This window comes from Actinomadura geliboluensis (assembly GCF_005889745.1).
GTDB lineage: Bacteria > Actinomycetota > Actinomycetes > Streptosporangiales > Streptosporangiaceae > Spirillospora > Spirillospora geliboluensis.
This window is the reverse complement of sequence record NZ_VCKZ01000047.1, coordinates 12,248-31,105: the sequence shown is the minus strand read 5'-3', so window position 1 is coordinate 31,105 and position 18,858 is coordinate 12,248. Positions and strand designations below refer to the sequence as shown.

Genomic DNA, 18,858 nt, shown 5'->3' with positions numbered 1-18,858 from the left:
GGTCAGGACAGGGTCAGCGTGAGCGTGCCGGTGTACGAACCGGGAGTGACGCCGGCCGGGACGAGCAGGTCGAGCCCGGCGCCGGCCTCGAAGACGCCGCCGCTGGCCCCGGCCGCGGACGTGGCCAGGGTCTGCGCGGTGTGCAGCCCGCGGACCTGCGGTCCGGGGGCGACGGCGGCGCCGGAGCCGTCCTCGACGACCGCGGCGCTCGGCGTCCACGCCAGGTTCGCGGCCGGGATGGTGCCGCCCTCGGCCGAGGACAGGTCGCTCATCTGGCCGACGAGGTTCCAGCCCGCGTCGGTGCCGCGCGCGTCGGTGACGGTGGCCTTGTGCAGCGCGCCGGTGGCGCTGTCGCCGGGCGCCGCGTCGGTCAGCGCCACGTCGGTGCCGGCCATCGACATGCTGAGGGCGCCGGTCCGGGTGACGTTGGCGGTGATGCGCTGGTCGCCCGTGCCGCCGCCCGGCTCGCCGGTGCCGGGGTCCCCGCCGCCCGGGTCCGGGTCGGGGTTCTCTCCGCCGGTGAAGGTGACCGGGGTCGCGGTGTCCTGGCTGCGGTCGGGCGACCCGTGGGCGGCGAGCGTCAGGATGTAGCACTGCGTGGTGAGGCAGTCGACCTTGTTGCCGTCGCCGTCGGTGTACTGGGCCTTGACGCCGGCCAGGGTGAGGTCGAAGGTGCCGTCGGCGTTCATCTTGGCCTGCCCCGCGCTGCCGGACGCGTTCTTGTGCACCCACTTGGTGGCCTGGAACGCGTTGGCGTTCAGGTACCAGTCGGCGCCCTTCTTCGGGCCGAACGCCACGTACACGCCGAAGCCGTTGTTCTTGTCCGGGTCGAACCCGCCGCCGGTGACGCGGATGTCCTGGCCCGCGGGATCGGCGCCGGTCGTCGGCGTCACGGTGGTGGACGGCCCGGCGGCGAGCGCGGGCGCCGCCGCGAGGCCGAGCCCGAGCACGGCGGTCGCGCCGAGGACGGCGGTCCGGCGCGACGTCCGGCCGAGGGTGGATCTCATGGATTCTCCTAGCGGGGAGGGGACACCGGCGCGGGAGCGCGCCGGAGACGGGTGGCCGCCGGGCCGGGCGGCACGGCGGAGGCGGGTTCGGTGGAGGGGGTTCCGTGGAGCGGTCAGCGGCGCCGGGCGAGGCGCCGCACCGCGAGCGCGGCGACACCGACGGCGCCGACCGCGAGCCAGAACGGCCACGGCGACTGCGCGGGCGCGCCGGCGGCCGTCACGCGGTACGGCTCGACGGCGAGCGGCGTCGCCGATCCGGCCGGAGACGCCTGCGGCGCCGCCCCGGCGGCGGGGGGAGCGGCCGTGCCCGCCGTCGCGTTCGGGGCCGCGGTCGTCCGGCCGCTCGGCGCGGCGGCTGGGCCGGAGCCGCCGCCCGAGGTCGTCCCGCCCGGGGACGTCCCGCCGGAGGAGCGGGAGCCGCGGAACGACACCGGGACGAAGGCGTCCTGGCTGCGGTCGGGCACGCCGTGGGCGGCGAAGGCCATCACGTAGCAGCCGGTCGCGGCGCAGTCCACGGCGCGCCCGTCGCCGTCGGTGTACTTCGCCTTCGCGGTGAGCGTGACCGTGAACGTCCCGGCGGCGGACATCCGGGCCTGCCCGCCGCCGCTGCCGCCCCGGTGCACCCACACCGCCGACGCGAACGCGTTGGCGTTGCGGTGGAAGCCGGCCCGGCGCGGCCCGAAGACCACGTACACGCCGAACCCGCTGTTGCGGGCGGCGTCGAAGCCGGAGCCGGAGACCGTCACCGACTGGCCGCCCGGGGCGAGGTTCGCCGTCGGCGAGACGCGCAGCGACGCCGCGTGCGCGGGCGGCGCGACGGCGACGAGGCCGAAGCCCGCCGCGGCGACCGCGACGACCGGACCGAGGATGCGCTGACACCGGCTCACGACTGACGACTCCTAGTTAGGTAAGGCTTGCCTAATGAAAGTTAGGTAAGGCTAAGTTAAGGTAATGATCCGCTCGGCGTAAAGAGGCAGAACGCCGGGTCAGCACGGCAAAGGCTTTGGGACGGACGAATGAGACCGCTGCGCACACCCCTCCTGCTCGGTGCCCTGGGACTGACCGCCTGGACCGGAACGGCGGCGGCCCACGCCGACGCCGGCTCGGCCACCGGTGCCCGGGGCCAGACCCTCACGGTGTCCAAGACGTCCGGCCTGAAGGCCGGCGGCGAGACGGTCACCGTCAGCGGCAAGGGCTTCGACACCCGCAAGGGCGTCTACATCGCCTTCTGCAAGGACAACGGGCCCGGCAAGGCGCCGAGCCCGTGCGGCGGAGGCGCCGACACGACGGGCTCCGCCGGCGCGTCCCACTGGATCTCCGACAACCCGCCCCCGTACGGGCGGGACCTCGCCGTGCGCTACGGGACCGGCGGCACGTTCAGCGTCACCCTGAACGTGGCGGCGAAGCTCTCCGGCACCGTCGACTGCGCCGAGACCCGGTGCGTGGTCGCCAGCCGCGCCGACCACACCCGCACGGCGGACCGCACGCAGGACGTCCGTGTCCCCGTCTCCTTCGACGGCGGCGGGATGCCGGCGGTCGTCTGGGCGGGCGGTGCCGGAGCGGCGGCCGTCGCCGCGGCCGGCGGAGCGGTGCTCGTGCTGCGCCGCCGCCGGAACGGCGCGGAGCACGCGAAGTGAACGTCGCCAGACCGCGCCTGCTCGGCGCGTCCGCCGTCGTCCTGGTGGGGCTGCTGCTGAGCGGTTGCGCCGCGGGCACGGCCGCGTCCGGGACCGGCGCCGCATCGGGGACGGCCGCCGACCCGGCGGCGGCCTGCGGGCCGTCCACGGTCGAGGTCGGCCGCGACGTGAAGCCGATCGGGCCCGCGCCCGAGCCGAAACTGCCCGTGACGGTGCGGTCGGCGGACGGCCGGGACGTCACTGTCCGCAGCGCGGACCGCGTCCTGGCGCTCAACATGTACGGGTCGCTCGCCGAGATCGTCTACAGCCTCGGCCTCGGCGACCGCATGGTGGGCCGGGACGCCTCCACCACGTTCGGCGGCGCCGCACACCTGCCGCTCGTGACCACGAACGGCCACGACCTGTCGGCCGAGGCGATCCTGCGCCTGGACCCGACCGTCGTCATCGCCGACGCCGGGATCGGGCCGCCCGAGGCGATGGACCAGCTCCGCGCGGCCGGCGTCCCGGTCGTCCTCGTCGGCGACGACCAGACGCTGCCCGCGATCGGCGAGCACGTCACGGCGGTGGCCGCCGCGCTGGGCGTCCCGGCGGCGGGCAAGGCCCTGCGCGCCCGCATCGACGAGGAGATCGAGGCAGGCCGCAGCGCCGCGGCGGCGTCGGCCGCGCCGCTGCGCGTCGCGTTCCTCTACCTGCGCGGCACCGCCGGGGTCTACCTCATCGGCGGCAAGGGCGCCGGCTCCGACGCGCTGATCGAGGCGATCGGCGCCACCGACGCCGGGACCGCCGCCGGGCTGTCCGGCTTCCGGCCGCTGACCAGCGAAGGCATGATCAACGCGGCGCCCGACGTGATCCTCGTCCTGACCAAGGGGCTGGAGTCGGTCGGCGGCGTGCGCGGGCTGGTCGCGCTGCCCGGCATCGCGCAGACGCCCGCCGGGCGCAACAGGCGGGTGGTGGACGCCGACGACGGGAGCCTGCTCACGTTCGGCCCCCGCACCGGCGCGACCATCAGGGCGCTGGCCGCCGCCGTCCATCGGCCGTGCGCGCCATGACCGCCGTCCAGGAGAAGGCCGCCGCCCCGGCGGAGGCCGGCGGCGGGAAGCGCCCGGCGCGGCTGCGCGGGACGCTGCTCATCGGCGGGCTCGCCGCCGCGCTCGTCGCGGCGGTCATCGCCGGGGCGAGCCTCGGGCAGGTCAACATCCCGCCCGCCGAGGTGCTCGGCTCCCTCGCGCACCGGCTCGGGCTCGACATCGGGCCGATGCCGTCCGGCCCGCAGGCCGACAACGCGCTGTGGGTCGTCCGCTTCCCGCGCGTCGCGCTCGCCGTCGTCACCGGCGCGGCGCTCGGCTGCGGCGGCGCGATGATGCAGGGCGTCTTCGGCAACCCGCTCGCCGAACCCGGCGTCATCGGCGTGTCGTCGGGCGCCGCGACCGGCGCCGCCGCCGTGATCGTGTTCGGGCTGACCGCGTTCGGCGGCTGGACGGTCGTCCTCGCCGCGTTCGCCGGCGGGCTCGCGACGACGCTGCTGGTGTACGCGGTGTCGCGGTCGGGCGGCCGCACCGAGGTGGTCACGCTGCTGCTCACCGGCATCGCGGTCAACGCGGTCACCTCCGCCGCGCTCGGCCTGCTGATGTTCGCCTCCGGCAACGACGCGCTGCGAGCCATCACGTCCTGGCAGCTCGGCAGCCTCGCGTCCGCGACCTGGCCGGCGGTGGCGGCCGTCGCGCCGTGCGCCGCCGCCGGCATCGCGGTCGCCTGCGCGTGCGCCCGCCGGCTGGACGTCCTCGCGCTCGGCGAGCGGTCCGCGCGGCAGCTCGGCGTGGACGTCGAGCGGCTGCGCTTCACCGGGATCGCCGTCATCGCCCTCACCACCTCGGCGGCCGTGGCGTTCAGCGGGATCATCGCGTTCATCGGCCTGGTCGTCCCGCACCTGGTGCGGATGGCGGCGGGCCCGGGGCACCGCGTCCTGATCCCGGCGTCCGCGCTGGGCGGCGCCGTGCTCGTCGTCGCCGCCGACGTGGTGGCCCGGACGTCCATCGCCTACCAGGAGCTCCCGCTCGGCGTGCTGACGGCACTGGTCGGCGGCCCGTTCTTCTTCTGGCTGCTGCGCCGGACGCGGACCAGCGCGGGAGGGTGGCAATGATCGCCCTGCGCCGACGCGTGCGGCTCCCGGGGCCGTCCGAGCCGGGCTCGGTCGCGCTCGCCGCGCACGGCGTCACCGTCAAGCGGGGCGCCCGGACCGTCCTGGACGGCGTCGACCTGGAGGTCCGGCACGGCGAGACCCTCCTCCTCGTGGGGCCGAACGGCGCCGGGAAGTCGACGCTGCTGTCGGCGCTCGCCGGCGACCTGCGCCCGTCGGCCGGGCGGGTCGCCCTCCACGGCCGTCCGCTCGACGCGTGGACGCCGCGCGAGCAGGCCATGCGGCGGGCGACGCTGCCGCAGCGCCACACGCTCGCGTTCGCGTTCACCGTCGCCGAGGTCGTCCGCATGGGCCGCAGCCCGTGGGCGGGCACCGAGCTGGAGGACGAGGACGACGCCGCCGTGGCGCGGGCCATGGACGACGCGGACGTGGCCGCGTTCGCCGACCGCCCGTTCCCGGCCCTGTCGGGCGGCGAGCAGGCGCGGGCGGCGCTCGCCCGCGTGCTGGCCCAGCGCGCCGGGACGCTGCTGCTCGACGAGCCGACCGCCGCCCTCGACATCCGGCACCAGGAGCAGGTGTTCGCGCTGCTCCGCGGCGAGGCGGCGCGAGGGCGCGCCGTCATCGCCGTCGTCCACGACCTGGACCTGGCCGCCGCCTACGCCGACCGCGTCGCGGTGCTGGCGCACGGCCGGATCGCGGCCTGCGGGCCGCCCCCGCACGTACTGACGACCGCGCTGCTCAGCGAGGTCTACCGGCACGACATCGAGGTCATGCCCCATCCCCGCACGGCCCGCCCGCTGGTGCTGCCGCACCGCCCGCCGGCACCCGACCGCAAGGAAACGACATGACCGAGGAAACGACATGACACAGACCCTTGAGCGCTTCTCGGCCCGCCTCCGCACGGCCACCCGTCCCGACCACGGCGACACCGAGCAGACCGCGTACATGACCGCCCTGCTGGACGGACGGCTCACCCGCGACCAGTACGCCGCCCTCATCGGGCAGCTGCACTTCGTCTACGACGTCCTGGAGGAGGCCGCCGACCGCATGAGCGCCGACGAGGTCGCGAGCCGGTTCGACTTCCCGGTGCTGCGGCGCCGCGCCGCGCTGCAGGCCGACTTGGAGTTCTACTACGGGCCGGACTGGGCGGCGCGCGTCCGCCCCAACGACGCGACCCGCCGCTACTGCGACCGGCTGCGCGAGGTGTGCTTCGACTGGCCCGCCGGGTTCGTCGCCCACCACTACACCCGCTACCTCGGGGACCTGTCCGGCGGCCAGGTCATCGGCGCGCGGGTCGCGCGGACCTACGGTCTCGCGGGTGTGGACGGCGTCCGCTTCTACCGCTTCGACGACCGGCCGAAGTCGCTCAAGGACCGCTACCGGAGCCTGCTCGACACGGTCCCGTGGGACGAGGCGGAGCAGGACCGCGTCATCGGCGAGGTCCGCGTCGCCTACCGGCTCAACGCCGCCCTGGCCGCCGCCCTGGACGGGGAGCTGCCAGCCGCCTCGTAGATTCCCGCTAATTCCAATTGACTTGGTAGGGAATTGCGGCCATGCTGGTCGGCATGCACGCACGGACCTCTCCGTGGCCACGGACCTCCCTGTGGACGCGGCCGCACGTCGATCTGGGGCGCCTGGCGAGCGCGCTGTGTCGCGCCGCCGCGTCCCTCGGCGGCGCAGCGCAGCGACACCCGTGAACCAGCGAGAGGAACCCGGCACGATGACGACGAGCACGAGCGCCCCGGCGGCGGGCGCATTGGTGACGGAGGGCGCACTGGCCGCCACGGCGGCGGCGCTGGCGGAGAACAGCGCCGAATGGCTGGCGCGGGTGCGGTTCGACCCGCGGGGGCGCTGGTACGAGCGCCTCCACCGCGACGGCGACCGCGAGATCTGGCTGATCAGCTGGCTCCCCGGCCAGAGCACCGGCCTGCACGACCACGGCGGCTCGCGCGGCGCGTTCGCGGTCGCGCTCGGCGCCCTGGAGGAGCGCGACCCGGGCGTGGTGCGCACGGTGGCGCCGGGCGAGGTCCGCGCGTTCGGGCCCGAGTACGTCCACGAGGTGCGCAACACCTCCGCCGCCCCGGCGGTCAGCGTGCACGCCTATTCCCCGCCGCTGGCCGCCATGAACCGCTACGACCTCGTCGGCGGCCGACCGGTGCTGCGCGACACCGAGGAGGCCGGCCGCTGGTGAGGGCCGCCTCTCCGGGGGGTGGCCCCGGGGAGGCGGCCGTTTGCGGCGCCCCCGGCGGGGTACTCGCCGTGCCTGGCCGGTCGCGGTTTCGCAGGGGGAGGAAACGGTCGGTGGGGATTCCAGGGATGTCCCTGGCCAGGACGGTGCTTTCCGTACCGAACGCGGTGTCGAGGACGGCCGTCCGCGGTGCCGCCGCGGGAGTGCGGACCACCGTGCGCGCCGGCACCGGAGCCCTGGGCTCGGTCGCCACCCTCGCGGCCGGCGGTCCCCGGCGCCGCGTGTGGGCGCACGGCGGCCGGGCGCACATCCAGGCGAACGGCCTGGCCGGCGACGGCCTCCGGCACCGGCGGTACGCGCGGGCGCTGACCGACGCGCTGCGCGGCCTGCCCGGCGTCGACTGGGCGGAGGTCAACGCGGTCGCGGGGAACGTCCTCATCACCTACGCGGAGGACGCGGTCGACGTCGACACCCTGGTCGAGACCGTCGAGTCCGTCGAGGACGCGCACGACGCCGCCCATTTCGACGAGGCGGTCCACTTCCGCCGTCCCGACGACGACATGGCGCGGGCGGCGGCGGTGAGCGCGCTCGCGGCCGACTGCGCCGGGGTCGCCGCCGCCATGATCGGCAGGCTGCTCGTCCTCCCGCCGGTCCCCACCCCGGTGCGCGCGGCGGTGTCGCTCGCCGAGACCGTCCCGCCCCTGCGGTCAGTGCTGGAGCGCCGGCTCGGCGTGCTGCGCGCCGACGCCCTGCTGGGCGTCGCGACCGCCGCCGTCCACGGAGCCGGGCAGGGGATCGCGCCGCCGGTCACCGACGCCGTGCACCGCGTCTTCCAGCTCTACGAGTTCCGCGCCCACCGCGAGACGTGGCGGCGCCGCGAGCCGCAGCTGGCGGTGCCCGGCCGGCAGCCGCACGAGTGCGGAGTCCCCGCCGAGCGGCCCCGCCCCCTCCCGGACGGGCCGGTGGAGCGGGCGGCGCGGCGCACCGCGCTGGCCCAGCTGCTCGGCTCCGGCGGCATCCTGGCGACCACCCGCGACGCGTCCGCCGCCGCCGAGGTGCTGCTGGCGACCGTGCCCAAGGCGGCGCGGCTCGGCCGGGAGGCGTTCGCGGCGGTGCTCGGCCGCGACCTCGCGCGGCGCGGCGTGGTCGTCCTCGATCCGGGCGCGCTGCGCCGGCTCGACCGGGTCACCGCGGTCGTCCTCGACTCGGCGGTGCTGTGCGACGGCGAGCTGCGGCTGCTCTCCGCGGTCTCCACGAGCGCCGGGCTGGACGACGCGGACGTGTGGCGGGCGGCCGGCGAGGTGCTCGCCGAGCACGGCCGCGCCGCGCTGGAGGGGCCCGGCCCGTGGGCGGGCGCGGGGCGGCGGCTCGCACGGGCGCCGGACGCGCCGTCCGGCGGCCCCGGCGACCCGGACGGCATCACCCTCGACCTGCTCGACGACCGGGGCGAGCGGTGCGGCCGGGTCCGGGTCGGCACCTCGATGGACCGGCTGGCCGAGGGGCTGCTGGCGGCGGCGCACCGGGCCGCCGACGTGGTCCTGCTGACCGAGCACGCGAGCACCAGGGAGCTGCTGGCCTGGGGCGACGACTCCCCGGTGGCCGCCGCGGACCTGGCGCGCTCGGTCGCGGCGCTGCAGCGCGACGGCCACGTGGTCCTGGCCTTCTCCACCGGCCGCGGCGAGGCCCTCGACGCGGCCGACGTGGGCGTCAGCGTCCTGCGGGGCCGCGGGCTGGCCGACTGGCGCGCCGACCTGGTCTGCGGCCCCGGCCTTGCGGAGGCGTGGCGGCTGCTGGCGGCCGTCCCGGCGGCGCGGCGCGCGAGCGAGCGCTCGGCGCAGCTCGCGCTGAGCGCGTCCGCGCTGGGCGCGCTGCTGATCGCGGGACGGCCCCGGCGCCCCGCCCGCCGGGGGCCGCTGGGCCGGATCACCGGCACCTGGCAGGACGTCCCGCCCGTGCACGCCGCCGCGCTGTCGGCGATGTTCGCGAACGCGGTCGGCGCCCGGCGCCTCAACCACCGCCCCCTGCCGCCGCCCGTCGTCCGGGACGCCTGGCACGCCCTCAGCGCGGCGGAGGCGTACCGGCGGCTCACCCCCGCCGCCGCCGACGAGGGCGAGGCCGGTGAGCCCCGGCTCGCCGCGGTGCCGGGCCTGCGCCGCGCGGCCGGGCCCCTGCGCGCGGGGCTGCGCCTCGCCGCGGCCGTCCGGCAGGAACTCGACGACCCGCTCACCCCGATCCTCGCGCTCGGCGCGGCGGCCTCCGCCGTCGTCGGGTCCAGCGTGGACGCGGCCCTGGTCGCGGGCGTCATGACCGGCAACGCCCTCATCGGCGGCGCGCAGCGGATGCGGGCCGAGCGCGCCCTCGGCGAGCTGATGCTGGGCCAGCAGATCCACGCCCGCCGGGTGCCCGCCGCCGCGCTGGAGACCGTGCGGGGCCCGGACGGCTTCGCCCGGCTCGGGACCGCCGGCGGCGACCGCGTCACCGCCGCGAGCCTGCGCACCGGCGACGTGATCCTGCTGCGCTCCGAGGACGTCGTCCCGGCGGACGCCCGGCTGCTGTGGGCCGAGTCGCTGGAGGTGGACGAGGCCACGCTCACCGGCGAGTCCGTCCCCGTCGACAAGGGCACCGAGCCGTGCCCCGGCGCCGAGCCCGCCGACCGGCACTGCATGGTCTACGAGGGCACGATCGTCGTCGCGGGCGAGGCCGCCGCCGTGGTGGTCGCCACCTCCGACGCCACCGAGACCGGGCGGGCCGCCGCGCTCGCCGGCGCCGCCGACGCCTCCGCCAGCATGCAGACGCGGCTGGCGGAGCTCACCCACCAGGCCCTGCCCGCGACCGCGCTCGGCGGCGCGGCCGTCACCGTGCTCGGGATGCTGCGCGGGCTGCCGCTGCGCAGCGCGCTCGGGTCCGGGGTCGCGGTCGCCGTCGCCGCCGTCCCGGAGGGGCTGCCGCTGGTCGCGACCGTCTCGCAGCTCGCCGCAGCGCGTCGGCTGTCCCGGCTCGGCGTGCTCGTCCGCTCCACCCGCGCGCTGGAGGCGCTCGGCCGGGTGGACACCCTCTGCTTCGACAAGACCGGCACGCTCACCGAGGGCAGGCTCCGGCTGGTCCGCGCCGCCGGGCCCGCCCGCGCCCTCCCGCTGACCGGCGACGACGCGCGGCGCGTCCTGCGGGTCGCCGCGCGCGCCTGCCCGCCGCCCGGCGGCCGGACCGCCCCGCACGCCACCGACCGGGCCGTCCTCGAACGCGCCCGCAGCCTGCCGCCCGACCGCCGGTGGCGGCTGGAGGAGGAGCTGCCCTTCGAGACCACCCGCGGGTTCTCCGCCTCGCTCGGCCGCGACGGCGACCGGTGGGTCATCGCCGTCAAGGGCGCGCCCGAGGTGCTGCTGGCCAAGTGCAGCCGGCTCGACGGGGAGGGCGGCCGGCTCACCGCGTCCCGGCGCCGCGCCGCCGCCGCGACGGTGCGGCGGCTGGCGGGGGAGGGGCTGCGCGTCCTCGCCATCGCCGAGCGGCCGGTCGCGGGCCCCGCCGAGGCGCGCGGCGAGATCGCCGAGCACGTCGCCGACCTGACGCTGCTCGGCTTCATCGGCATCGCCGACCCGCCGCGCCCCACCGCCGAGGAGGCCGTGCACCGGCTGCACGAGGCGGGCATCCGGGTCACCATGATCACCGGCGACCATCCGGCGACCGCCGCGGCCGTCGCCGCCGAGCTCGGCATCCCGGGCGCCGGCGAGGTCGTCACCGGCGCCGAGCTCGACGCCATGCCCGCCGGCGAGCGGCGCCGGGCCGTCCAGCGGGCCGCCGTCTTCGCCCGCGTCACCCCCGCCCACAAGGTCCGCATCGTCAAGGACCTGCGCCGGGTAGGCCGGGTCGTCGCGATGACCGGGGACGGCGCCAACGACGCCGCCGCCATCCGCCGCGCCGACGTCGGCATCGCGGTGGCCGGGCGCAGCTCCGGCGCCGCCCGCAACGCCGCCGACCTCGTCCTCACCGCGCCCGACACCGCGCTCATCCTGGACGCGCTGCGCGAGGGCCGCGCGCTGTGGCACAGCGTCCGCGACGCCGCCGCGATCCTCGTCGGCGGCAACGCGGGCGAGGTCGCCTTCACCGTCCTCGGCACGGCGCTCGGCGGGAACGCCCCGCTCAGCACCCGCCAGCTGCTGGTGGTGAACATGCTGACCGACATGCTGCCGTCGCTCGCCGTGGCGATCACCCCGGCCGACCCGCGGCCCGCCGACGAGGTGCCGCTCGGCACCGCGCCCGTGCGCGGGTTCACCGGGCAGGACATGGGCCGTGTGCTGGCCGTGCGCGGCACCGCGACCGCGGCCGCCGCCCTCGCGTCCTGGCACACCGGGCGGCTCACCGGGCTCGTCCCCGGCGGCCGCCGCCGGGCCTCCACGATGGGCCTCGCCGCGCTCGTCGGCGCCCAGCTCGGCCAGACCCTCATCGCCCGCTGGCACAGCCCGCTGCTGCTGGCCACCTGCGCCGTCTCCGCCGCCGCGCTGTTCGGCATCGTCGAGACGCCGGGCATCAGCCAGTTCTTCGGCTGCACCCCGCTCGGGCCCGGCGCCTGGACGGTCGTGACGCTGTCGGCGGCCGTCGCGACCCTCGGCGCCGCCGTGGCGCCCCGGCTGCTGCCGTCCGCGGACGCATGGCAGGCCGCGCCGGAAGAGCGGGCCGCGCCCGAAGGAGGGGCCGCGCCCGGATGACGGGCCGCTCAGCCGGCGGCCATCGCGCCGAGGCGGCGGGCGAGCCGGGCGGCGGCGTCGCGCAGCTCCGGCGGCTCCAGCACCTCCGCCTCGAAGCCCAGCCCGACCACGCGCACGGCGAGCCACTCCAGGTCGTCGCCGCCGACGACGAGGACGCACCAGCCGTCGCGGTCGTCCTCGACCCGCCCCACCTGCGGCGGGACCAGCTCCCGCACCCGTCCGGGCGGGGCGTGCAGCCGCACCCGGGCCAGATGCCGGTACGGCGCCTCGGCCACCGCCCGCTGCACGAAGGCGGCCGGGTCCGGATGCTCCCGCGCCCGGAAGTGCCAGGTCGTCGCGGCCGCCTCGCGCATCCGGTCCAGCCGGAAGGTGCGCCAGTCGCCGCGGTCGACGTCCCAGGCCATCAGGTACCAGCGGCGGCCGGTGGCGACCATCCGCACCGGCTCCACCGTCCGCTCCCGGTCGGCGTCGCCGCGCCCCGCATAGCGGAACCGCACCCGCACGGCGTCGCGGCACGCCCGCGCGAGCGTCACCAGCAGCTCCGGATCCACCTCGACGCCCGGCGCGGCCAGGGTGTCGGTGGCGCCGTGCACCGCCCGCACCTCCGCGCGCAGCCGGGGCGGCATCACCTGGTCGAGCTTGGTGAGCGCGCGCAGCGCCGCCTCGCCCGACCCGGCGACCGTGCCGCCGGACGCCAGCCGCAGCGACACCGCGGTGGCGATCGCCTCCTCGTCGTCCAGCAGCAGCGGCGGCAGCCGGGTGCCCGCGCCGAGCCGGTAGCCGCCGCCGACGCCCGCCGCCGCGCGCACCGGGTAGCCGAGGGCGCGCAGCCGCTCCACGTCCCGGCGCACCGAGCGGTCGGTCACCCCGAGCTCGTCCGCCAGCTCGGCGGCGGTCCAGGACGGCCGCCGCTGCAGCAGCCCCAGCAGCCGCAGCACGCGCTCGGCCGTCGCCTCCACCGCCATCCGCGCATCGTCCCACAGATCGCGGAACGAACCTGTCCGCTATTGCCGCCAGGCTGGAGCCATGACCGACCCGACCATGAACTCCCTGCTCCGGGAACAGCTCACCTGGCACTGGGACCACCAGTTGCGCGCCCGCCTGGAGGGGCTCACCGACGACGAGTACTTCTGGGAGCCGGTGCCCGGCTGCTGGACCGTCCGCCCCGGTGGCGACCCGCCGATCGACTTCGCGTTCCCGCAGCCCGACCCGCCGCCGTTCACCACGATCGCCTGGCGGCTCGCGCACGTGATCGTCGGCGTCCTCGCGGTGCGCAACGCCGGCCACTTCGGCCGGACGCCCACCGACTACGGGTCGTTCCCGTACGCCGCGACCGCCGCCGAGGCGCTGGCCCAGCTCGACGCCGAGTACGCCGCCTGGCTGGACGGGGTCGAGTCGCTCGGCGAGACCGGCCTCGCCCGCCCCTGCGGGGAGGCGGAGGCCCCGTACACCGAGTACCCGATGGCGACCCTCGTCCTGCACATCAACCGCGAGGTGATCCACCACCTGGGCGAGGTGTGCCTGCTCCGCGACCTGTACCTGCACCAGCACCAGAACCAGAACCAGAACCAGGAGGCGCGCTGACATGGCCCGCGACGTCCAGATCACCTTCGACTGCGCCGACCCCGCCGCCCTCGCGGCGTTCTGGGCCGAGGCCCTCGGCTACCGGCTGCAGGACCCGCCCGGCGGCTTCGCCACCTGGGACGAGGCCCTGGAGGCCATGGGCGTGCCGCCGGAGAACCGCAACGACGCCTCGGCGGTGGTCGACCCCGACGGCGCCGGCCCGCGGCTGTTCTTCCAGCGCGTCCCGGAACCGAAGCAGGTCAAGAACCGCGTCCACCTCGACGTGCGCGCCGCCCCCGGACTCCAGGGCGACGACCGGATGGCGGCCCTCGAAGCCGAGGCCGACCGTCTCGTCTCGCACGGCGCCGCCCGCCTCCGGCGCCACGAGCCGGCCCCGCCCCTCGGCGCCGGCCACATCATCATGGCCGACCCCGAGGGCAACGAGTTCTGCCTCGACTGACCGGGGCGCCGGTCAGTCCCCGAGCGCGGGCTCGTGCTCGGCCTGCTCGGCGACCCAGCTGGCCAAGAGGCGCAGCTTCTCCGCGGAGTCGCCGCCGGGTTCGGTGCCGTAGGCGACCACGGTGAGGTCGTCGGCGGGCAGCTCCATGGACTCGTAGGTCAGGAGCAGGTCCCCGACGACCGGGTGGTGGAAGGGCTTGGCGCCGAGATCGAGCTGATCTCGGCCGACCAGGTCGACGAGGCGTACGAGAGGGTCCTGGCGTCCGACGTCCGCTACCGGTTCGTCATCGACGCCGCCGCCCTCGGCTGACCCGCCGGACCGCGACCCGTCAGAGCACGAAGCCTTCGGGGAAGGGGTCGGCGGGGTCGAGCAGGTAGGTGGCGGTGCCGGTGATCCAGGCGCGTCCGGTGAACTCGGGCACGACGGCGGGGACCCCGGCGACGTCGGCGGTGCCGACCAGCCGCCCGGTGAACCGGGTGCCGATGAACGACTCGTTGACGAAGTCGGTGTGCAGCGGCAGTTCGCCGCGCGCGTGGAGCTGCGCCATCCGGGCGGACGTCCCGGTGCCGCACGGCGACCGGTCGAACCAGCCGGGATGGATCGCCATGGCGTTGCGGGAGTGCCGCGCCGTGGACCCGGGCGCGAGGAACTGGACGTGCTTGCACCCGGCGATCAGCGGGTCGGCCGGATGGACGGGCGGATCGGCGTCGTTGATCGCCGCCATCACCGCCAGCCCGGCCTTGAGGATGTCGTCCTTGCGGGCCCGGTCGAACGGCAGCCCGAGCGGCGCCAGGTCGGTGATGGCGTAGAAGTTGCCGCCGTAGGCGAGGTCGTAGCGGACGTCGCCGAGACCGGGCACCGCCACCGCGGCGTCCCGCCGGAGCGCGAACGAGGCGACGTTGCGGAGCGTGACGTGCTCCGCGACGCCGTCGCGGACGGCGACGCGCGCCTCCACCAGCCCCGCCGGGGTGTCCAGCCGGACGACCGTCTCCGGCTCGGTGACCGGGACCATCCCGGTCTCGACCAGGACGGTCGCGACGCCGATGGTGCCGTGCCCGCACATCGGCAGGAACCCGCTGACCTCGATGTAGACGACGCCCCAGTCCGCGTCCGGCCGGGCCGGGGGCTGCAGGATCGCGCCGCTCATCGCGGAGTGGCCGCGCGGCTCGTCCACCAGGAAGCGGCGCAGCCCGTCCAGGTGCCGGACGGCGTGGTCGCGGCGCTCGGCCATCGTCGCGCCGGGGAGGGGCGGGACGCCGCCGGTGACGACGCGGGTCGGCATTCCCTCGGTGTGCGAGTCGACGGCGGTGATCGACCGGACGGAGCGCATCAGGCGGCCTCGTCCCGGAGCGCGGCGATGGCGCGGTCCATGTCGGCGGTGACGGCGGCGCGCTGCGCGGCGGTGAGCGGGCCGCGCGGCGGGCGGCACGGGCCGCCGTACCGGCCGACCTGGTCCATGCCGAGCTTGATGGCCTGGACGAACTCGGTCCGCGAGTCCCAGCGGAACGCGGCCACCAGCGGCTCGTACAGGGCGCGTGCCTCCGCCAGCTTTCCGGCCGTGGCCAGCTCGTACAGCCGGGCGGACGCGGCGGGGAACACGTTGGGGAAGCCGGCGAACCAGCCGGTCGCGCCCATCAGCAGCGACTCCAGCACCACGTCGTCGGCGCCCGCGACGACCTCCAGCCCCGGCGCGGTCTCCTTGATCTCCAGGACGCGGCGGACGTCGCCGGAGAACTCCTTCACCGCCACGACCCCGTCGATCTGCGCGATCTCGCCGAGCAGGGCGGGGGACAGGTCGACCTTGGTGTCGATCGGGTTGTTGTAGACCATGACCGGCAGCCCGGCGGACGCGACGGCCTCGTAGTGCGCGACGACCTCGGCGGGGTTGGCCCGGTAGAGGGTCGGCGGCAGGCACAGCACGCCGTCCGCGCCGTCCTCGGCGGCGATCTCCGCCCAGTGCTTCGCCTGGTGGGAGCCGGGGCCGTGCACGCCGGCGACCACGACCCCGTCCCCGCCGACGGCCTCGACGGCGGTGCGCGCGACGCGGCGCCGCTCCTCGTCCGTGAGCGCCGAGTACTCGCCCAGGGACCCGTTCGGGCCGACGCCCCGGCAGCCGCTCGCGACGAGCCAGCGGCAGTGCTCGGCGTAGGCGTCGTAGTCGACGGCGAGCCCGGCGGGGGCGGCGGCGTCCGCGCGGTAGGGCAGCGCCGTGGCGACGATCACGCCGCCGAGGCTCCGGAGCTCCGTGTCGCTCATCGAGCGCTCTCCTCCTGGTCAGTGGTGCCGGTGGGGGGATTCGCGAGTTCGCCCAGGCGGATCGGCTGGGCGATGGGCCGGTGGTGCGGGTTCGCCGCGTCCACCGCGCCGGACAGCAGTTCGGCGACCGTGGGGCCGCAGACGCGCGCCTGGCAGGGGCCGAGGCCGGCGCGCGTGCCGAGCTTGACGGCGCGGGCCGACGCCCCCGCCGGGTCGCGGGCCGCGTCGAGCAGGTCGCCGTACCGGGCGTCCTCGCAGCGGCAGACGACCGTGCCGGGCCGCAGCCAGCCCCGCCAGGCCGCGCCGATCGGGTGCGCGGCGGCGAGGCGCGCGGCGAACGCGCGGCCCCGGTCGCGGCGGCGGCGCGCTGACACCGCGATGGGGGAGTCGGGGGCACCGCCGCCTGCGGCCCAGCCCGCGATCAGCCCCTCGGTGCGGGCGGCCTGGGCACCGGCGATGCCGGTGATCTCCCCGGCGGCGTACACGCCTGGCACGGTGGTGTGCTGGTCGCCGTCCACCTCGACGGACGCGCCGCTGCCGCGCAGCCGGCAGCCCGCCGCGACGGGGAGTTCGAGCTGCGGGCTGAACCCGTGGGTGACGCACAGCGCGTCCACCGCGACGGCCTTCTCGGTGCCGGGGACCACCGACCAGTCGGGACGCAGCCGCGCGGTGACCGCCTCCTCCACCCGCCCGTCGCCCCTCGCCTCGATCACGGCGCGGCCCGTCCGGTAGGGGACGCGGTGCCGGGCGAGCAGCGCGGCGTACCCGGCGAGCTCCGCCGCCTTGCCGGCCTCGGACGCCAGCTCCCGGGGGCGGCGCGTCCAGCCGCGCGCGACCGTCGCCGCCGGGTTCGCCTCCAGCACCGCCCGGACGGCCGACCCAGCCTCCAGCAGCGACGCGGCGACCGGCAGCAGGAACGGCCCGGTGCCGGCGATCAGCACGCGGTCGCCGACCACGACCCGCTCGCCCTTCGCCAGCGCCTGCGCGGCCCCGGCGGAGTGGACGCCGGGCAACTCCCACCCGGGGAACGGCAGGACGCGGTCATGGGCGCCCGGCGCGAGGACGAGCGCGTCCGGCCGCAGCACGCGGCGCTCCCGCCCCATCGCGTCGGCCTCGCCGCGCAGCACATGGACGTGCGGCGCGCCCTCCCCTTCGCGCTCCAGCGCCCAGACCGTGCTCTCCGGCCACCAGTCGCAGCGCACGTGCCCGAGCACGTGGTCGCGGAGCCGGACGAAGCCGCGCCAGCCGTGGTGCAGGCGTCCGGGGTCGGCGGCGGCGTAGGCGTCCGGGAGCATCCGGTAGTACTGGCCGCCCGGGTTGTCGGCGGCGTCGAGCAGCGTCACCCGCGCCCCGGCGCGCAGCGCGCCCGCCGCCGCCGCGAGGCCCGCCGGGCCGGCGCCGACGACCGTGACGTGCCGCGTCACCGGGCCTCCCGCCCGGCGCGGGACTGGGTCGTGACGGCGTCGCCGTCGCGGGCCCGGCGGCGGCAGGCCCGCACGTCGGGGACGCCGTTGACGGTGACCAGGCAGTCGAAGCACGCGCCGATGCCGCAGAAGACGCCGCGCGGCGTGCCCGACGGGCTCTCCCGCCAGGCCGTGCGGCCGGCCGCCATCAGCACCCCGGCGATCGTCTGGCCGGCGACGCCGGTGAGCGGCGCGCCGTCCACGGTGATGCGCAGCGGGACGTCGCGGCGCCCGGTGGCGTCGCGGTCCGCGCGCACGAGTCGCGGGGTCATCCGGGTGCTCCCTCCGGTCTGACGGCGGGCCGGTCGACGCGGAACGGCTCCGCTCCGACCTCGGGTGCGCGGCCGTGCAGCAGGTCGCGCAGGACGGCGGCGGTCCCGGCGGCGAGCCCGATGCCGGCGCCCTCGTGCCCGGTGGCGTGCCACAGCCCGGCCAGGGCCGGGTCGGCGCCGATCACCGGGAGGTGGTCGGCCACGTAGGGGCGGAACCCGCCGTAGGCGCGCATCACCGGCACGCCGGCCAGCGACGGGAACAGCCGCAGCGCCTTGCGGGCGATCACCGACAGCACGCCGGGGCGCGTCCGGTCGTCGAACCCGACCCGGCGGCGCGACGAGCCGAGCAGGATCGTCCCCGCGCGGGTGGACTCCACCACCGCCGAGGACTGCAGCTCCCCGTCGCCGCTGCCGACCGCGCCCACGTAGTCGGCGTCGTAGACCTTGTGGAAGACGGTCGGCGGCCGCGGCGCGGTGACCAGGATCTCCCCGCGGCGGGGCCGCACGTCGAGCCGGACGCCGAGCCGCGCGGCGACCTCGCCCGACCAGGGCCCGGCCGCGTTGACGAACGCGTCGGCCTCGACGGTCCCGGCGGGGGTGCGCACGCCGGTCAGCCGGCCGCCGCGCGTGACGGCGCCGAGGACCTCGCAGCCGGTGCGCAGCTCCGCGCCGAGCCGCACCGCGTGGGCGAGCAGCGCGGTGGCCGCCCCGGCGGGCTGCACCTGGGCGTCCTCGGGGTAGTGGACGGCGGCGGTCACGTCGGTGGTGAGGTGCGGTTCGGCGGCGGCGAGGGCGGCGGCGTCCAGCTCCCGCGCGTCGACGCCGGCGGCGCGCTGGGCTGCGGCGAACTCGCGCAGCGCCTCGGCGCCCGGTTCGGTGGTGGCGACGACGATGCCGCCCTTGGGGTCCCATTCCGCGCCCCCGGCGCCGGGGAGCCCGTCGAGCACCCCCGGCCACAGCCGCCGGGACAGCCGCGCCAGCTCCAGCTCGGGGCCGGGCGGCTTGTCGGACACCAGGACGTTGCCCTCGCCGTGCGCGGTGGTCGCGGCGGCGGGACGGCCGCGCTCCAGGACGGTGACCGCGCAGCCGGCCAGGGCCAGCTCGCGGGCGCAGGCGGCGCCGATCATCCCGGCGCCCAGCACCACGACCCGCATCATCACGGCTCCCATTGT

At 77.3% G+C, this 18,858-nt stretch carries 20 protein-coding genes; 11 read left to right on the top strand and 9 right to left on the bottom strand.

Annotated features, from left to right (window positions below):
- Positions 1 to 2: 2 nt before the first annotated feature.
- Together ETD96_RS09695 and ETD96_RS09690 are read right to left on the bottom strand one after the other, a co-directional pair.
- Complete coding sequence (locus ETD96_RS09695; protein WP_138635974.1) at positions 3 to 1,007, bottom strand: WxL domain-containing protein; 1,005 nt, start codon at positions 1,005 to 1,007, stop codon at positions 3 to 5.
- Between the two features lie 113 nt (positions 1,008 to 1,120).
- Positions 1,121 to 1,894, bottom strand: coding sequence for a hypothetical protein (locus ETD96_RS09690; RefSeq protein ID WP_138635973.1), 774 nt, complete (start codon positions 1,892 to 1,894; stop codon positions 1,121 to 1,123).
- A gap of 129 nt (positions 1,895 to 2,023) precedes the next feature.
- Between ETD96_RS09690 and ETD96_RS09685 the strand changes: the two genes are divergently transcribed.
- The 8 genes from ETD96_RS09685 to ETD96_RS47520 all read left to right on the top strand — a co-directional run bounded on the left by ETD96_RS09685 (position 2,024) and on the right by ETD96_RS47520 (position 11,672).
- Positions 2,024 to 2,644 carry a hypothetical protein gene (locus ETD96_RS09685; protein ID WP_171068948.1) on the top strand — a complete coding sequence of 207 codons (621 nt, stop codon included), beginning with the start codon at positions 2,024 to 2,026 and terminating at the stop codon, positions 2,642 to 2,644.
- Positions 2,641 to 3,693 (top strand): heme/hemin ABC transporter substrate-binding protein, encoded by a 1,053-nt coding sequence (locus tag ETD96_RS09680; protein WP_138635972.1) that lies wholly within the window; start codon positions 2,641 to 2,643, stop codon positions 3,691 to 3,693. Before ETD96_RS09685 ends, ETD96_RS09680 begins: the two co-directional genes overlap by 4 nt.
- Positions 3,690 to 4,784 (top strand): FecCD family ABC transporter permease, encoded by a 1,095-nt coding sequence (locus ETD96_RS09675; RefSeq protein ID WP_138635971.1) that lies wholly within the window; start codon positions 3,690 to 3,692, stop codon positions 4,782 to 4,784. The genes ETD96_RS09680 and ETD96_RS09675 overlap by 4 nt, the downstream gene beginning before the upstream one ends.
- Positions 4,781 to 5,629: a heme ABC transporter ATP-binding protein gene (locus ETD96_RS09670; RefSeq protein WP_138635970.1), complete on the top strand. Its 849-nt coding sequence runs from the start codon at positions 4,781 to 4,783 to the stop codon at positions 5,627 to 5,629. Before ETD96_RS09675 ends, ETD96_RS09670 begins: the two co-directional genes overlap by 4 nt.
- A 13-nt stretch (positions 5,630 to 5,642) precedes the next feature.
- Positions 5,643 to 6,293: a biliverdin-producing heme oxygenase gene (locus tag ETD96_RS09665; protein ID WP_138635969.1), complete on the top strand. Its 651-nt coding sequence runs from the start codon at positions 5,643 to 5,645 to the stop codon at positions 6,291 to 6,293.
- Positions 6,294 to 6,334: 41 nt separating this feature from the next.
- A complete protein-coding gene (locus ETD96_RS48055) occupies positions 6,335 to 6,478 on the top strand; it encodes a putative leader peptide (RefSeq protein ID WP_356948784.1) in 144 nt (47 codons plus the stop codon).
- Between the two features lie 23 nt (positions 6,479 to 6,501).
- Positions 6,502 to 6,972, top strand: a complete 471-nt coding sequence (locus tag ETD96_RS09660) for a cysteine dioxygenase (protein WP_138635968.1) — start codon at positions 6,502 to 6,504, stop codon at positions 6,970 to 6,972.
- A 110-nt stretch (positions 6,973 to 7,082) separates the two neighbouring features.
- On the top strand, positions 7,083 to 11,672 hold the full coding sequence (locus ETD96_RS47520) for a cation-translocating P-type ATPase (RefSeq protein WP_138635967.1): 4,590 nt from the start codon (positions 7,083 to 7,085) through the stop codon (positions 11,670 to 11,672).
- Positions 11,673 to 11,680: 8 nt separating this feature from the next.
- Here ETD96_RS47520 and ETD96_RS09650 read toward each other — a convergent pair whose 3' ends face one another.
- On the bottom strand, positions 11,681 to 12,637 hold the full coding sequence (locus ETD96_RS09650; RefSeq protein ID WP_138635966.1) for a helix-turn-helix transcriptional regulator: 957 nt from the start codon (positions 12,635 to 12,637) through the stop codon (positions 11,681 to 11,683).
- Between the two features lie 61 nt (positions 12,638 to 12,698).
- Between ETD96_RS09650 and ETD96_RS09645 the strand changes: the two genes are divergently transcribed.
- Positions 12,699 to 13,256, top strand: a complete 558-nt coding sequence (locus ETD96_RS09645; protein ID WP_138635965.1) for a DinB family protein — start codon at positions 12,699 to 12,701, stop codon at positions 13,254 to 13,256.
- A gap of 1 nt (position 13,257) precedes the next feature.
- Positions 13,258 to 13,695 (top strand): VOC family protein, encoded by a 438-nt coding sequence (locus ETD96_RS09640; protein WP_138635964.1) that lies wholly within the window; start codon positions 13,258 to 13,260, stop codon positions 13,693 to 13,695.
- Positions 13,696 to 13,707: 12 nt separating this feature from the next.
- Here the strand turns inward: ETD96_RS09640 and ETD96_RS46560 are convergent, their stop codons facing one another.
- A complete protein-coding gene (locus ETD96_RS46560; RefSeq protein ID WP_240807432.1) occupies positions 13,708 to 13,842 on the bottom strand; it encodes a hypothetical protein in 135 nt (44 codons plus the stop codon).
- Between the two features lie 39 nt (positions 13,843 to 13,881).
- Here ETD96_RS46560 and ETD96_RS09635 point away from each other — a divergent pair, with 39 nt between their 5' ends.
- Positions 13,882 to 14,004 (top strand): hypothetical protein, encoded by a 123-nt coding sequence (locus ETD96_RS09635; RefSeq protein ID WP_274704597.1) that lies wholly within the window; start codon positions 13,882 to 13,884, stop codon positions 14,002 to 14,004.
- A 19-nt stretch (positions 14,005 to 14,023) separates the two neighbouring features.
- On the opposite strand, the gene ETD96_RS09630 is transcribed toward ETD96_RS09635, so the two are convergent.
- From ETD96_RS09630 to ETD96_RS09610, 5 genes are read right to left on the bottom strand one after another with little or no spacing between them, the layout of a single operon-like run.
- Positions 14,024 to 15,025: a proline racemase family protein gene (locus ETD96_RS09630; RefSeq protein ID WP_138635963.1), complete on the bottom strand. Its 1,002-nt coding sequence runs from the start codon at positions 15,023 to 15,025 to the stop codon at positions 14,024 to 14,026.
- Entirely contained in the window at positions 15,025 to 15,951 is a 927-nt protein-coding gene (locus ETD96_RS09625) for a dihydrodipicolinate synthase family protein (protein WP_138635962.1), read from the bottom strand. Before ETD96_RS09625 ends, ETD96_RS09630 begins: the two co-directional genes overlap by 1 nt.
- Positions 15,948 to 17,375 (bottom strand): FAD/NAD(P)-dependent oxidoreductase, encoded by a 1,428-nt coding sequence (locus ETD96_RS09620; RefSeq protein WP_138635961.1) that lies wholly within the window; start codon positions 17,373 to 17,375, stop codon positions 15,948 to 15,950. Before ETD96_RS09620 ends, ETD96_RS09625 begins: the two co-directional genes overlap by 4 nt.
- A complete protein-coding gene (locus ETD96_RS09615; protein ID WP_138635960.1) occupies positions 17,372 to 17,686 on the bottom strand; it encodes a (2Fe-2S)-binding protein in 315 nt (104 codons plus the stop codon). The genes ETD96_RS09620 and ETD96_RS09615 overlap by 4 nt, the downstream gene beginning before the upstream one ends.
- Positions 17,683 to 18,843 carry an NAD(P)/FAD-dependent oxidoreductase gene (locus tag ETD96_RS09610; protein ID WP_138635976.1) on the bottom strand — a complete coding sequence of 387 codons (1,161 nt, stop codon included), beginning with the start codon at positions 18,841 to 18,843 and terminating at the stop codon, positions 17,683 to 17,685. The genes ETD96_RS09615 and ETD96_RS09610 overlap by 4 nt, the downstream gene beginning before the upstream one ends.
- Between the last annotated feature and the right edge of the window lie 15 nt (positions 18,844 to 18,858).

Excerpts from the sequence above, each read along its gene's own strand:
- ETD96_RS09695 (WP_138635974.1), bottom strand. The coding sequence starts at position 1,007 with ATGAGATCCACCCTCGGCCGGACGTCGCGCCGGACCGCCGTCCTCGGC.
- ETD96_RS09685 (WP_171068948.1), top strand. The coding sequence starts at position 2,024 with ATGAGACCGCTGCGCACACCCCTCCTGCTCGGTGCCCTGGGACTGACC.
- ETD96_RS09675 (WP_138635971.1), top strand. The coding sequence starts at position 3,690 with ATGACCGCCGTCCAGGAGAAGGCCGCCGCCCCGGCGGAGGCCGGCGGC.
- ETD96_RS09670 (WP_138635970.1), top strand. The coding sequence starts at position 4,781 with ATGATCGCCCTGCGCCGACGCGTGCGGCTCCCGGGGCCGTCCGAGCCG.
- ETD96_RS09665 (WP_138635969.1), top strand. The coding sequence starts at position 5,643 with ATGACACAGACCCTTGAGCGCTTCTCGGCCCGCCTCCGCACGGCCACC.
- ETD96_RS48055 (WP_356948784.1), top strand. The coding sequence starts at position 6,335 with ATGCTGGTCGGCATGCACGCACGGACCTCTCCGTGGCCACGGACCTCC.
- ETD96_RS09660 (WP_138635968.1), top strand. The coding sequence starts at position 6,502 with ATGACGACGAGCACGAGCGCCCCGGCGGCGGGCGCATTGGTGACGGAG.
- ETD96_RS09650 (WP_138635966.1), bottom strand. The coding sequence starts at position 12,637 with ATGGCGGTGGAGGCGACGGCCGAGCGCGTGCTGCGGCTGCTGGGGCTG.
- ETD96_RS09645 (WP_138635965.1), top strand. The coding sequence starts at position 12,699 with ATGACCGACCCGACCATGAACTCCCTGCTCCGGGAACAGCTCACCTGG.
- ETD96_RS09640 (WP_138635964.1), top strand. The coding sequence starts at position 13,258 with ATGGCCCGCGACGTCCAGATCACCTTCGACTGCGCCGACCCCGCCGCC.
- ETD96_RS46560 (WP_240807432.1), bottom strand. The coding sequence starts at position 13,842 with ATGGAGCTGCCCGCCGACGACCTCACCGTGGTCGCCTACGGCACCGAA.
- ETD96_RS09630 (WP_138635963.1), bottom strand. The coding sequence starts at position 15,025 with ATGCGCTCCGTCCGGTCGATCACCGCCGTCGACTCGCACACCGAGGGA.
- ETD96_RS09625 (WP_138635962.1), bottom strand. The coding sequence starts at position 15,951 with ATGAGCGACACGGAGCTCCGGAGCCTCGGCGGCGTGATCGTCGCCACG.
- ETD96_RS09615 (WP_138635960.1), bottom strand. The coding sequence starts at position 17,686 with ATGACCCCGCGACTCGTGCGCGCGGACCGCGACGCCACCGGGCGCCGC.
- ETD96_RS09610 (WP_138635976.1), bottom strand. The coding sequence starts at position 18,843 with ATGATGCGGGTCGTGGTGCTGGGCGCCGGGATGATCGGCGCCGCCTGC.